This window comes from Amycolatopsis sp. WAC 04197, from assembly GCF_003947475.1.
Taxonomy (GTDB): domain Bacteria; phylum Actinomycetota; class Actinomycetes; order Mycobacteriales; family Pseudonocardiaceae; genus Amycolatopsis; species Amycolatopsis japonica.
Window position 1 is genome coordinate 735,075 of record NZ_QHJK01000004.1, and the last position, 12,520, is coordinate 747,594.

A 12,520-nucleotide genomic window follows, 5' to 3' on the forward strand; every position below is an offset into this window, starting at 1 on the left:
GTGCGCTCACTACTCGGTGGGAAACCTAGGGCGTCGCGTCGACTGCGCCGTCGGTGTCGATGGTCCGCTGGTAGAGAGCACCCGAAACACCGTGGGGCGCCCGGGTGGGCGGGGACGGCTCGTGCGCGAACGCGGAGCCGACACCGAGCATCTCGACGTGGTCGCTGGTGTCTTCTTGTTTGACGGTGGTGGGGAATTGGTAGTTGTCGCCGTAGTTGGCGAGGATGGTGCCGTGGGGGTTGGTGGTGGGGGCGAAGGCGTTGTCGAGTGCGACGAAGACGGTGGCGCCGACGGTGGTGTGCTTGGTGCGGAGGTGTGGAGTGGGAATTCGGACTTCGACGCCGCGAGCCTTGCCTGCCGTCCGGTGCGCGCGACCTCTCGGGCACTTCTCTGTGACGTGCATGCCGGATTCTGTCGGGGGATTCGCGCAGGTCGAGCGCGTCGCGTCGTTTCGTCACAGGAATTCGCCGAGCCAGTTCGCCATGGCCGTTGCCGTCGATTCCGCGTGTGCGGAAACGATCGACTCGTGGTTTCCCGGCACTCGCACCACGTGACCGCCGCCGTCACCGCTCAGGTTCGGCATCATCACGGGACGCGATGTGCCCGACATGTAGTCGGCCGCACGGATGTGCAGGGTCGGCACCGTCACCGGCTCCGGGATCCATCGCTCGAACAGGCGCATGACCGCACCCATCGCGACCAGCCGCCGTCCCAGTGCCGCGCGGTCGTCCACCAGGTCGATCAGCTTCGTGCTGCCACGGAACATGTCGGCCAGCTCCGGTTTCAGGCCGGGGTCGAACTCGGGCCACCAAGCCGAGGGCCAGATGGTGTCGAGCAGGACGAGCGCGGCGGGCGGGTGACCGGTTGCGGCCAACCGAGCCGCCACGCCGTGCGCGATCCAGCCGCCGGCGGAATGGCCCACCAGGACAAGCGGACCGTCGCCGGCGTGCTTGAGCGCGGATCGGCCGAACGCGTGGAACATCGCGTCCAGATCGGCCGGAATCGGGCCGTCGGCAATGAAAACCGGGGAGCGGAGCGCGAAAGCGCGGTGAGGGCGGGGGAACTTCCCCATCAGCAATCCGTACAGGTCGTCGATGATCGGGACCACCGGTGGCACCAGCACCGCCAGTGCGGGACCGAACGCGCCGGCGCCGAGCGGCTCGGCGACCGGTTCGCCACCGGACTCCTCCGGTGCCCTCGGCACCGCCTCCGCCACAGCGGCCAGCATCGCGAGGCCGGCGTCCGAGCGGCCGGCCTCGACCGCGTCCCGGTACACCGACACGAGGGTGTCCGGCTCCACCGACGCCGGCGACCTCGGGGCCGAGGGCGCTTTCTCTTCGAGCTTCGCGGCGAGGAAAGCGGCGAGCTCCGGCAGCGTCGCGTGCTCGAACAGCGCGCTCACCGGCAACCGGATGGCTGTCAGCTCCTTGATGCGGTTGCGCAGCTCGACCGCGGTGAGCGAGTCGAGTCCCAGCTCACGCAGCACGGCGTCGGCAGCGACGTCCTCGGCGCGGTCGTGCCCGAAAACCGTGGCGAGTTCGGCTCGGAGGACCTTGGTCACGGCTTCGGCGCGGTCGGCGGCCGCCAGCCTGGCCAGCCGGACGCGTGTGGACTCCGTCGTCTCGACCGCACGACGGGCCGTGGCCGACACCAGCGCGCGCAACGGTGCGGGCACCGGACCCGGTCCCCACGCGCCCGGATCGATCGGGCCTGCCAGCACCGCCGCCTCGTCCATCGCGGCGGCCGCGTCGAACAGTGCCAAGCCTTGCGCGGTCGTCATCCCGGCGCCCAGGCGGCGTCGATCCCGCTGCCGGGTGAGATGCGCGGTCATGCCACCCACCTCGCTCCAGTGGCCCCACGCGATCGAAGTCGCAGGCAAGCCCCCGGCTCGCCGGTGCTCGGCGAGGGCATCCAGGAACGCATTCGCCGCCGAGTAGCCCGCCTGCCCGCCCGAGCCCAGCGCCCCGGACAGGGACGAGAACAGCACAAAGTGGTCCAGGGGCAGATTCCGGGTGAGTTCGTGCAGGTTCCACGCTCCGGTGGCCTTCGGCGCCAGGACACGGCCGAGGCGCTGCGGCGTCTGGGCGGACAGCACGCCGTCGTCGAGTACCCCTGCCGCGTGCACCACGCCGCGGACCCGCCAGTCTTCAGGCAGCCGGGCCAGGACTCCGGCGAGAGCGTCGCGATCGCCGACGTCACAGGCGCGCACGAGGACGTCGGTCCTCGTGGCGGCCAGCCGGCGCGCGAGGTGCGGGGGGATCGTGCCATGGCGGCTGAGCAAGAGCAGCCGGCGGACGCCGTGCGCCTCGGCGAGGTGGGCCGCGACCTCGGCGCCGACGGCTCCCGACGCCCCGGTGACCACGACCACGCCTTCGGGGTCCCAGCCTGCGGGCCGTCCGGCAGTGGCCTGGGACAGGCGGGGAACCAGCACGACGGCGTCCCGTACGGCCACCTGGGACTCACCGGTCGCCAACGCCCTGGCCAGCGGGGCGCCGGGCTCGGCGTCGACCAGCGTGAACCGGCCCGGCTCCTCGACCTGCGCCGAGCGGACGAGCCCCCACACCGCAGCCTGCGCCAGGTCGCGCACGGTCTCGCCGGGACGCACCGCGACGGCTCCCGACGTGCGGAGCACCAGCCGTACGTTCTGCAACCGGGGCTCGGCCAGCCATCGTTGGAGCACCGCCAGCACCTGGCCGGTCGTTTCCCCGACCGTGTCGGCGCTACCGGCCCGGACGGGCACGACCACCGTGCCGGGCAGCATCGAGCCGGGTGGCAAGTCGCTCAGGTCGTGGTTTTCGAGCACCAAGGGACCGGCCGCGGTGGTGACGCCGGGTGGAGGCGCCGCGGACCAGCCGAGCCGGAACAGGGTGTTCACCGCGGCCGCGTCGTCGAGGGGACGGCCGGTCACCGAGCCGATCTTCGCCACCAGGCCGCCGGAATCGTCGGCGAGGGTCACCGAACGCCGCCCGCCGGTGGTGCCGGTGATCCGGACCCGCACCGTGGTGGCGCCGCTCGCGGACAGTGTGACGTTTCGCCACTCGAAAGGAAGTTCGACGCCGTCCTCGCCGACTTCCGCCCGCACCAGACCGGACTGCAAGGCGGCGTCCAGCAGTGCCGGATGGATCCCGAACCGGCCGGCGTCGTCTGCCGCTTCGGCCGGCAGTTCGACCTCGGCGAACGTGTCATTCCCAACCGACCAGGCCGCCCGCAGGCCCTGAAAGGCCGGCCCGTAGGCCAGCCCGCTCGCCTCCATACGCGCGTAGAAGCCGTCCAGGTCGATCGGTTGGGCGCCGGGCGGCGGCCACGGCGAAAGGTCCGAGTCCGCCGGGCCGGTCTCGGCCGGTGTGAGGACACCCGTGGCGTTGCGGATCCAGGAGTCCCGGTCGGTGCGGCCGGCCTGACGGGTGTGGACCTCGAGTTCGCGCGCGCCGGTGTCGTCCTCGTCGCCCACTGAAACCTGGACGTCGACCTTGGCGCCGGCCGCGAGCACGATCGGCGTGGTCATGATCAGCTCGCGCAGGAACGAGCAGCCCACTTCGTCGCCGGCCCGGATCGCCATGTCGATCACGGCGGCCCCAGGCAGGATCGCCCGGCCGCCGATGACGTGGTCGGCAAGCCAGCGCTGCCGCGACGGAGACAGCTGTCCGGTCAGCACCACGCTGCCGGATCCCGCCCACTGCACCGAAGTACTCAGCAGGGGGTGCTCGGCCGGCCGGAGGCCGGCCGACGCCAGGTCCGCACCCCGGTCGCCCTGGCCGTCCAGCCAGAAACGCCGTCGCTCGAACGCGTAGGTCGGCAGCTCGATCCGCTCGGCGCCGGACCCGGCGAAGAACGCCTCCCAGTCCACGACCCCGCCGTGCTGGTGGATCCACCCGAGCGCGGCGACGATCGTGTGGTCCTCCGAACGTCCCTTGCGCAGCAACGCCGTGCTCGCCAATCCGGGATCGACCTCGGCGGCGAGTTCCACCAGCACCGGATCCGGTCCGGCTTCGAGCACCTGGGTCACGCCGTGGCCGGTAAGGGTGCGGACCACGTCGGCGAAGCGCACGGTGTCGCGGGCCTGTCGTCGCCAGTAGGCAGGCTCGGCGATCTCCGGCCCGGCGAGGCGTCCGGTGCTCCCGGAGACGAGCGGAATACGCGGGGGCCGGAACACCAGACCGTCGAGAGCCCGTTCGAACCGGTCGAGCGCCGGATCCATCAATGCGGAGTGGAAGGCGTGGCTCACCTGCAGCCTGCTTGTCCGCCTGCCCTGTGCCGCGAAGATCCCGGCGATCTCCTCGACCGCTTCGGCCGCCCCGGAAACCACCACCGCTGCTGGGCCGTTGACCGCCGCGACGTCCGTCGAGGGGCGGGCCTCGACCAGGGGCAGGACCTCGTCCTCGGTCGCGGCGATCGCGACCATGGCGCCGCCGGGCGGCAGCTCCTGCATCACCCTGGCCCGCGCCGCGACCAGCGCGCACACGTCCGCGACCGACAGCACGCCGGCGATGTGCGCGGCGGCGATCTCCCCGACCGAATGGCCCGCGACGAAATCCGGGCGCACGTCCCACGATTCCAGCAACCGGGCCGACGCGACTTCGACGGCGAACAGTGCGGGCTGCGCGAGCCCAGTCGGGCTCAGGTCTTCGCTCCACACCGATGACGGGTCCAGGGCCAGGGCATCGCACACCTCGTCGAACGCCCGGGCGAACACCGGGAACGCCGCGTGGGCTTCCCGGCCCATCCCGGTGCGCTGGCTGCCCTGCCCGGTGAACAGCCACGCCGATTTCCCGTGCGTAGCCGCGGTCGGCTCCACCTCGGCCAGCCCAGCGAGCAATTCGGCCGGGTCCGTCCCGACCACGACCGCGCCATGTTCGAACCGGGTGCGTGTCGTCAGCAGCGAATACGCGACATCCACCGGCCGTGCCCCGGGCCGCCCGGCCGCGAACTCACGCAGCCGGACGGCCTGCCGCCGCACGGCGTCCGGGCCGCGGCCGGACACGACCCAAGGCACCGAAACCGTCCATTGTGGAGCCTCCGGCCGGGCCGGTTCCGCACCCTGTTCGACGATGACGTGGGCGTTGGTGCCGCTGATCCCGAACGATGACACCGCCGCTCGCCGCGGCCGGTCCAGGCTCTCCCATGGTCTCGCTTCGGTGACCAGTTCGATCGCCCCTGTCGTCCAGTCCACATGGGACGCTGGCTCGTCCACGTGCAACGTCGGCGGCACCACGCCGTGCCGCATCGCCTGTACCACCTTGATGACGCCACCCACACCGGCGGCGGCCTGGGCGTGACCGATGTTGGACTTCAACGACCCCAACAACAACGGCCGATCCGCCGGGCGCTGCCCGTACGTCGCCAGCAACGCCTGCGCCTCGATCGGATCACCCAGCCGGGTGCCGGTGCCGTGCGCCTCGACCACGTCCACCTCGGCACTGGAGAGCCCGGCGTTGGCCAGGGCTTGCCGGATCACCCTTTCCTGAGAAGGACCGTTCGGCGCGGTCATGCCGTTCGACGCCCCGTCCTGGTTCACCGCGCTGCCGCGCACCACGGCCAAGATCCGGTGACCGTGGCGACGTGCGTCGGACAGCCGCTCCAGCGCCACCATCCCGACACCCTCGGCCAGTGCGGTGCCGTCCGCGGCCGTCGCGAAGGACTTGCACCGTCCGTCTGGCGCCAGCCCGCCTTGCCTGCTGAACTCTACGAACCCTCGTGGCGTCGACATCACCGACACCCCACCGGCCAGCGCGAGCTCGCACTCGCCGCTCCGCAGTGATTGTGCGGCCAGGTGCAACGCCACCAGCGATGACGAACACGCCGTGTCCACCGACACCGCGGGCCCCCGCAATCCCAGCAGGTACGACACCCGCCCGGACGCCATGCTGGCCAGGTTGCCGTTGCCGGCGAACCCTTCGAACTCTCGAGGCACCTCAGGCAGACGGGAGAGATAGGCCTGCTCCAGCAGGCCGGCGAAAACGCCGGTCGCGCTGTCGCGCAAGGACGCCGGATCGATCCCGGCGTCCTCCAGGCACTCCCACATCGACTCCAGCAGCAACCGCTGCTGCGGATCCATCACCACGGCTTCCCGAGGTGAAATCCCGAAGAACGCCGCGTCGAATTCCGCCGCACCGGTCAGGAACCCACCCGCGCGGGCGTAGGACGTGCCATGGGTCGCGGCCGGGTCGAACAGCCGATCCAGATCCCAGCCACGGTCCTGAGGGAAGCCGCCGATCGCGTCCGTGCCCGAAGCGACCAGCTCCCACAGCTGCTCCGGCGAGTTCACGCCACCCGGGAAGCGACAGGCCATCCCGACGATCGCGACCGGCTCGGTCAGCTCGTCGTACTGACGGCGCAGCCGCTCGACTTCCTTCAGCGACGACCGCAGCGCGGCGACCAACTGCTCTTGCGGGTTTTCCATGGTGTTTCACCGTTCCCGTTCGGCGAAGCCGAGCGCCAGCCGCACCAGCTCGGCGGTCTCCATCGAGTCGATGTCGGCCGTGGCTTCAGCCGCGTCCGATCGCTCCTGCGCCGGCCGGGGCCCTTGGCCGCCCTCGCGCCGCCCGGACAGCTCGGCCCACAGCAGCTCGGCGACCGCCGTCACCGTCGGGTAGTCGAAGGCCAGCGTCGCCGGCAGTCGGAGGCCGCTCACGGTGTTGATCCGGTTTCGCAGTTCTACGGCCGTCAGCGAGTCGATGCCGAGGTCCTTGAACGACGTGGTCACCGAGATCCCGGCCGCGTCCGCGAACCCCAGAACGGCCGCGACCATGCGCGCCACCAGGTCCCGCAAGAACGCGGCGTGGTCCGCGGGGGCCAGCTCGACGAGCCGGGCGGCCAGCGCTGGGCTGGATTCCGCGGGCCGACGGCGCGGCCCGCGAACCAGCGCGCGCAACGTGGGCGGCGACGGTCACCAGGTCGCGGAGGTTCACAGGCCCAGCTCCCGTGCGATCAGCCGCCGCTGGATATCCGAGGTGCCGGAGAAGATGGTGGCGGCGACACTGTCACGGAGGATGTGCTCGACCGGTTCGCCCTGCAGGTATCCGGCTCCGCCGAACAGGTTCACCGCGTCCAGCGCCGAGGCCACGACACCTTCGGAGATCACCAGTTTGGCCAAGGCGGCCCGGCCCTCGGCGTCGTCGGCTTCTTCATCGATCGCGAGGCAGGCTCGTTCCAACAGGAGCCTGCCGCTTTCCAGGCGCGTTTTCATCGCCACGACCCGGTCGGCGACGGCTTGGAAATCGCCGATGGCCCGCCCGAACTGACGTCGTCGCCGGACGTGGTCCACGCAGAGGCCGAGAAGCCGTTGTTGCAATCCGACGTAGATCGCGAAGAGACAACTGCGTTCCCACAGCATCGAGTAGGCGAAAATCGCCGCGCCCGCGCCGACGGGGCCCACGACGCGCTCGTCGGGGATCAGGCAGTCCTCCAGGTGCACCGGGCTCACCGGGCACGATCGCAGGCCGGTCTTGTCGTGCGCCTGGCCGGGACGCACGCCGGAGTCGGTCCGTTCCACGAGGAAGGCGGTCGTGCCGAGATGCCCTGCCTCGGGGTCCGTCGTCGCGTACACGAGGTAGACATCCGCGGTCGGCCCGTTGCCCACCCAGCTTTTGGTTCCGTTCAGCAGATAGCCACCGGTGACCGGAGAGGCGGTGGTGGCCAGCCGGGACGTGTCCGAACCGGCGTGAGCTTCGGTCATGCCGCAGCCGGCGATGGCTTCGCCGGAACACATCGCCCTCAGCCATCGATCGTGCACGCCGGTGGACTGGAAGCGCGCCAGCGGCAGCGCGCAGGCGAAGGAGTGCGCGGCCGCGGCGAACAGCATCCCGGTGTCGTGGCAGACCTCACCCGCCAACGTCAGCAACTCCGCCGTCGCCTGTGCGGTCAGCCCGCTCCCGCCCGAATCGGCTGGAACGGCGGTACCGAGAAGGCCCAGCCTGCCCAGTCGTGCCCAGTCCTGCCGGGAGTAACCGGGCTGGTCCGAAACCGGCGAGGATGGGAACTCGACGGTCAAGGTTTCGCGAAGTTCTTTTAGGTTAGGAGTCATAAAGCCTCCTGCCGGGAAGCGTCGGCGTCCGATGAGCAGAACTATGGGGACCTCGCCGCGCTCGGGCCAACAGAACCCTGGCGCCTCACGTTCTTTCTGTCACCAGATTTGCCCTGGAAAACGTCGCCTGCTCTCGCCGCCATTTCTCCGTGGAACCGTCCTTGACAGACGGGATTTGCCGAACATAGCGTCGAGATGGAAGCCGGTCGACTCCTGAAACGAAGTCGAGAATGAAAAACGTAGCTATGCGGCGAGGAAGCAAAGTCACGCCCCCGGTGGCGATCATCGGTGGTGGCAGCATGGGTGTCAGCATCGCGGCCGTGTTCGTCGGGCACGGGATTTCGGTCGTCGTCGTGGAGCGTGACCCGGAGCGGCGGGGAACCCTGGCCTCCCGTGTCACTGGCGCGGTACGACACGGACGGCTGCTCGGGCGCCTGCCGGAACGGCCGTCCGTCGGAGGACTGACCGTCACCGGTGATTTCGGTGATATCGCGGGCGTGACGACGGTCGTCGAAGCGGTCACCGAGATCTTGGCGGAGAAGCACGCGGTTTTCGACCAGGCCCGCGCGATCGTTGTTCACGACGCGATCTTCGTTTCCTGCACGTCCTCGTTCACGATCGCGAGTCTCGCCGGCGCCATGCCCGACGCCTCGACGTTGATCGGAGTGCATTTCATGAATCCCGCGTACCTCGTCGACGCGGTCGAAGTGGTACGCGGGCCGGCGACGTCCCTCCACACGGTCGAACGGATCACACGGCTGCTGGGTGACATCGGCCGGACTCCCGTGTTCGTCGGTGACGGAGTGGGCTTCGTGACGAGCCGGCTCCTGCACCAGATGATCAACGACGCGGCGCTGATCGTCCAAGAAGGACTCGCCGACGCCGCATCGGTGGACACGATCATGGAGGCCGCGCTGGGGCATCCGATGGGGCCGCTGAGGACCGCGGATCTGATCGGCATCGACAACCTGGTCGATTCGATCCGGGCCCAAGCCGCACAGGACCGCACCCGCTTCGCAGGCCCGTGCAAGTTGTTGAGGGATATGGCGGATTCGGGGGAGCTGGGGCGCAAATCCGGTCGCGGGTTCTACGAATACCAGGAGCGATGATGGCCGGCCGGACCCCGGTGACCGGTGATCTGCTGGCCTACATCGAGACGATCACCCCGGAGCCAGAAGCCATGTGCGAGCTCCGTGACGAGACGTCACGGATGCCGGTTCTGGCGGAGATGGTCTCGACCGCCGTGCAAGCCCGGCTCCTCGCGCTGCTCACCGGGCTCGTGGGCGCACGCCGGATCCTCGAAATCGGGACGTTCACCGGGTACTCGACCTTGGCGATGGCTTTGGCGGCTCCGGAAGGCTGCGTGATCACCACCTGCGACCGGGCCCCGCGTTGGACGCGGATAGCCGAGAAACACTGGGAGAACAATGGCGTCGCGCACAAGATCGACCTCAGGATCGGTGATGCGGACGCGACGTTGACCGGACTCACGGCGGACGGAGCCTCCTTCGACCTCGCCTACATCGACGCCGACAAGATCGGATACCCGGCGTACTACCGGCATTGCCTGCGTCTGGTACGCCCCGGCGGCCTGATCCTCCTGGACAACGCGTTCTGCTTCGGGCGGGTCGCGGACGACACCGCGGTCGACGCGGAAACCGTCGCGGTCCGCGAGGTGAACCGCCTGATCGCCGAAGACGCCCGAGCCGAACACGTCACCATCCTGCCGATCGGCGACGGTTTGAGCATCGTGCGGCGCGGTGGGGATTTCCGAGAGGGGGAGGACTGTGGCAGATGACCGGATCCGGAACGAGCTGAGGACTTTCGTTCGAGATCGCACCGGGATCGAAACCGCGGACGGCAAGGATCTCTTCGGACAGGGCTTGATCTCCTCGATGTTCGCCATGGAACTGGTGGTGTACGTCGAAGAGACCTTCGAGGTCGAAATCGTCGGAAGGGACCTTGCTCTCGACAACTTCCGCTCGATCGACGCCATGGCCACGCTGGTCGGCCGGTTGCGAGGCGACGATGCCGCCTGAGGAGACAATTCCAGGGCTCGGTGATCTGCTCGGCCAGGCCGAGCCGGACGATTGGGATCGCGCCCATGCGATCCCGAAGGACTTGCTGGTCGGATTCGCCCGGTCCGGCCTGCTGTGCGCGGAAGTGGACGAGGCGTACGGAGGACGCGGCCTCACCGCCACGCGGAACGGGGAACTGACCGCGGCCGTGGGTGAGGTGTGCGGCTCGCTTCGCAGCATCTTGACCTCACAGGGCATGGCCGCGTCCGCGGTCCTGCATTTCGGGAGCGCCGAACAGCGTGCGCACTATCTGCCGTTGCTGGCGACCTCCGGAGCCCTCGGTGCGGTCGCCTTCTCCGAACCGGAAGCGGGCAGTGATCTGTCGGCGATGGAGACGGAGATCGCCGCGAAGGGGGATTCGGTCTTCGTGACCGGGCAAAAGCGTTGGGTGACGGCGGGAATGTACGCCGATCACCTCGTGGTCTTCGGCCGTCACGGTGTCGGGGGAGCCGCCGTCGTGGTGCCGGCGGACGCCTCCGGGGTGACCATCGAGCCCACCGGGACCTCGATGGGCTTTCGCGCGTCGGGGCACGCCGTTGTTTCCCTCGACGAGGTGGAACTCCCTCGGAGCGCGTTGCTCGCCCGTAGCGCACAGGCACCGTTGAGTCACCTGGCCGGCCGCACCCTCGTCTACGGCCGCTTGTCCGTCGCGTGGGGCGGTGTCGGAATCGTGCGAGCCTGTCTCGCCGCGGCGGCCCGGCACGCGATCAGGCGCACGCAGTTCGGCCTGCCGATCGCACGGCACCAGCTGGTGGCCCGGCGCCTCGCCGAACTCCGGGTCGCCGAGCATCTGGCCACGCTTGCCTGTCTGCGCGCCGGCGGTAGTGTGGACGCCCGGTCGCCGGCCGCGGTCATGGACGTCGTTCTCGCCAAGCACGTGGCCGCTCGTGAAGCGGTCAGCGCCTCCTCCCATGCCATGCAGGTCATCGCCTCTGCGGGAGTCAAGGACGACGGACTCGTTGCTCGTGCCTACCGGGACGCGAAGATGCTGGAGCTGATCGAGGGCACCAACGAGATGTGCGAACTGATGATCGCCGAAGACGCCGTCCGGAGCCACGGTGGGTCCGGTCTGTGGACGGAGACGCTGCGGTGACAGTCAAATGCCTGGTCTGGGATCTCGACGAGACGCTGTGGGACGGCGTGCTCGAGGAAGATCGCGACGTCACCGTGAAGCCGGACGCGCTGAAGCTGATAAAGCGGCTGGACGAGCGAGGGATCCTGCAGTCCGTCGCCAGCCGCAACGATGCCCGACCCGCCATGACGAAGCTTGAGCAGCTTGGCCTCACCGACTACTTTCTCCACCCCCAGTTCGGCTTCGGGACGAAATCCGGCTCCATCCGGACGATCGCGGATCTGCTGCGGTTCGACCTGGGGACGATGGCTTTCGTGGACGACAACGCCGTGGAGCGAGCGGAGGTGACCTGGACACTCCCGCCGGTCCGGTGCTACCGGCACGATCAGGTCGCCGAACTGGCCGACCTGCCCGAATTCACCCCACCGGCGATCACAGAGGAGTCCGCGCGGCGCCGGACCGCCTACCTCGAAGCCTCCAGGCGCGAGGCAAGCCGTTCGGACTTCACCGGTACCGACATCGAGTTCGTTCGCGGCCTCGACGTGCTCATGAGGATCACCGAAGCACGGCCGGCGGACCTTGCCCGGGTGTCCGAGCTGACCGCCCGGACCACGCAGATGAACGCGACCGGCACCGCCTATTCCGAAGACGATCTGCGTGCCATGGCGGAGACCGGCTCCACGGCCCTTCTCGTCGCCGAGGTCACGGACAGATTCGGCACATACGGCAAAGCCGGGTTCCTGGTCCTGGACCGGGCACCGGGCCTCTGGCGCCTGCGCATGATGGCCACTTCGTGCCGGGTGGTACCGCTCGGCGCCGGTGCCGCGTTACTGGGGTGGCTGTCGGACTCCGCACGCGCCGCCGGCGCGCACATCGTCGGCGACTTCCGCCGCACTGAACGCAACCGGCTGATGGAAATCGCCTATCGCTTCGCCGGATTCACCGACGACCTGCCGACGCTGGACTGCACCTGTCTGGAACGGCTGCCGGGCGATACCGGAGACGCGGTGTTCCATCTCGTTCCCCGGCTGAGTGAAACGGCGAGTGGTATCGCGATCGAGGGCCCCCTTTTGTGAAGGCGATCCGGGAAAGGAGCGACGAGACGCGCAGGGAAGCCTCCCAAGAGCAAGTCGTGGCCGCGCTCCGTTCCTCGCTCAAGGAGGTGGAACGGCCGCGCCGGGAGAACGCGGAGCCGGCCGCCACCGTCAAGGAACCGGTGGCCGCCAAGGACGTCTTCCCCTGAGGCCTGGCGCCGTGTCGACAGCCTTCCGGCCATCGTGCCCGAAAGTGCATCATCGGGTCGCGAGAAAAACGTGATTCGGTCGGCTGCGCGATTCCAGCCGGTAA

General features: G+C 69.4%; 10 protein-coding genes. 6 read left to right on the plus strand and 4 right to left on the minus strand.

The features are described from left to right. Nucleotides 1-25: 25 nt before the first annotated feature. Genes DMC64_RS20330 through DMC64_RS20365 form a run of 4 tightly spaced genes read right to left on the minus strand, consistent with a single transcriptional unit; the run spans nucleotide 26 to nucleotide 7,990 of the window. Nucleotides 26-403 carry a hypothetical protein gene (locus DMC64_RS20330; RefSeq protein WP_125734768.1) on the minus strand — a complete coding sequence of 126 codons (378 nt, stop codon included), beginning with the start codon at nucleotides 401-403 and terminating at the stop codon, nucleotides 26-28. A 51-nt stretch (nucleotides 404-454) separates the two neighbouring features. Then, on the minus strand, nucleotides 455-6,400 hold the full coding sequence (locus DMC64_RS42710) for a type I polyketide synthase (protein WP_158634236.1): 5,946 nt from the start codon (nucleotides 6,398-6,400) through the stop codon (nucleotides 455-457). A 6-nt stretch (nucleotides 6,401-6,406) separates the two neighbouring features. Continuing rightward, nucleotides 6,407-6,871 carry an acyl carrier protein gene (locus tag DMC64_RS20360; RefSeq protein WP_199755027.1) on the minus strand — a complete coding sequence of 155 codons (465 nt, stop codon included), beginning with the start codon at nucleotides 6,869-6,871 and terminating at the stop codon, nucleotides 6,407-6,409. Nucleotides 6,872-6,904: 33 nt separating this feature from the next. Further along, entirely contained in the window at nucleotides 6,905-7,990 is a 1,086-nt protein-coding gene (locus tag DMC64_RS20365; RefSeq protein ID WP_158634237.1) for an acyl-CoA dehydrogenase family protein, read from the minus strand. A 278-nt stretch (nucleotides 7,991-8,268) separates the two neighbouring features. Here DMC64_RS20365 and DMC64_RS20370 point away from each other — a divergent pair, with 278 nt between their 5' ends. From DMC64_RS20370 to DMC64_RS43525, 6 genes are read left to right on the plus strand one after another with little or no spacing between them, the layout of a single operon-like run. Next, entirely contained in the window at nucleotides 8,269-9,132 is an 864-nt protein-coding gene (locus DMC64_RS20370) for a 3-hydroxyacyl-CoA dehydrogenase family protein (protein ID WP_125734859.1), read from the plus strand. Continuing rightward, nucleotides 9,132-9,821, plus strand: a complete 690-nt coding sequence (locus DMC64_RS20375) for an O-methyltransferase (protein WP_125734770.1) — start codon at nucleotides 9,132-9,134, stop codon at nucleotides 9,819-9,821. Before DMC64_RS20370 ends, DMC64_RS20375 begins: the two co-directional genes overlap by 1 nt. Next, nucleotides 9,811-10,062, plus strand: a complete 252-nt coding sequence (locus tag DMC64_RS20380; RefSeq protein ID WP_125734771.1) for a phosphopantetheine-binding protein — start codon at nucleotides 9,811-9,813, stop codon at nucleotides 10,060-10,062. Before DMC64_RS20375 ends, DMC64_RS20380 begins: the two co-directional genes overlap by 11 nt. Then, the gene (locus DMC64_RS20385; protein WP_125734772.1) at nucleotides 10,052-11,194 is read left to right on the plus strand and encodes an acyl-CoA dehydrogenase family protein; all 1,143 of its coding nucleotides are present in this window, start codon (nucleotides 10,052-10,054) and stop codon (nucleotides 11,192-11,194) included. The genes DMC64_RS20380 and DMC64_RS20385 overlap by 11 nt, the downstream gene beginning before the upstream one ends. Further along, entirely contained in the window at nucleotides 11,191-12,249 is a 1,059-nt protein-coding gene (locus DMC64_RS20390) for an HAD family hydrolase (protein WP_158634238.1), read from the plus strand. Before DMC64_RS20385 ends, DMC64_RS20390 begins: the two co-directional genes overlap by 4 nt. Beyond that, nucleotides 12,246-12,416, plus strand: coding sequence for a polyketide synthase docking domain-containing protein (locus tag DMC64_RS43525; protein ID WP_255432661.1), 171 nt, complete (start codon nucleotides 12,246-12,248; stop codon nucleotides 12,414-12,416). Before DMC64_RS20390 ends, DMC64_RS43525 begins: the two co-directional genes overlap by 4 nt. The last annotated feature ends 104 nt before the right edge of the window (nucleotides 12,417-12,520 follow it).

What these genes read in the sequence shown, in the direction of transcription:
- DMC64_RS20330 (WP_125734768.1), bottom strand. Translation starts at nt 403, where the DNA reads ATGCACGTCACAGAGAAGTGCCCGAGAGGTCGCGCGCACCGGACGGCA.
- DMC64_RS42710 (WP_158634236.1), bottom strand. Translation starts at nt 6,400, where the DNA reads ATGGAAAACCCGCAAGAGCAGTTGGTCGCCGCGCTGCGGTCGTCGCTG.
- DMC64_RS20370 (WP_125734859.1), top strand. Translation starts at nt 8,269, where the DNA reads ATGCGGCGAGGAAGCAAAGTCACGCCCCCGGTGGCGATCATCGGTGGT.
- DMC64_RS20375 (WP_125734770.1), top strand. Translation starts at nt 9,132, where the DNA reads ATGGCCGGCCGGACCCCGGTGACCGGTGATCTGCTGGCCTACATCGAG.
- DMC64_RS20385 (WP_125734772.1), top strand. Translation starts at nt 10,052, where the DNA reads ATGCCGCCTGAGGAGACAATTCCAGGGCTCGGTGATCTGCTCGGCCAG.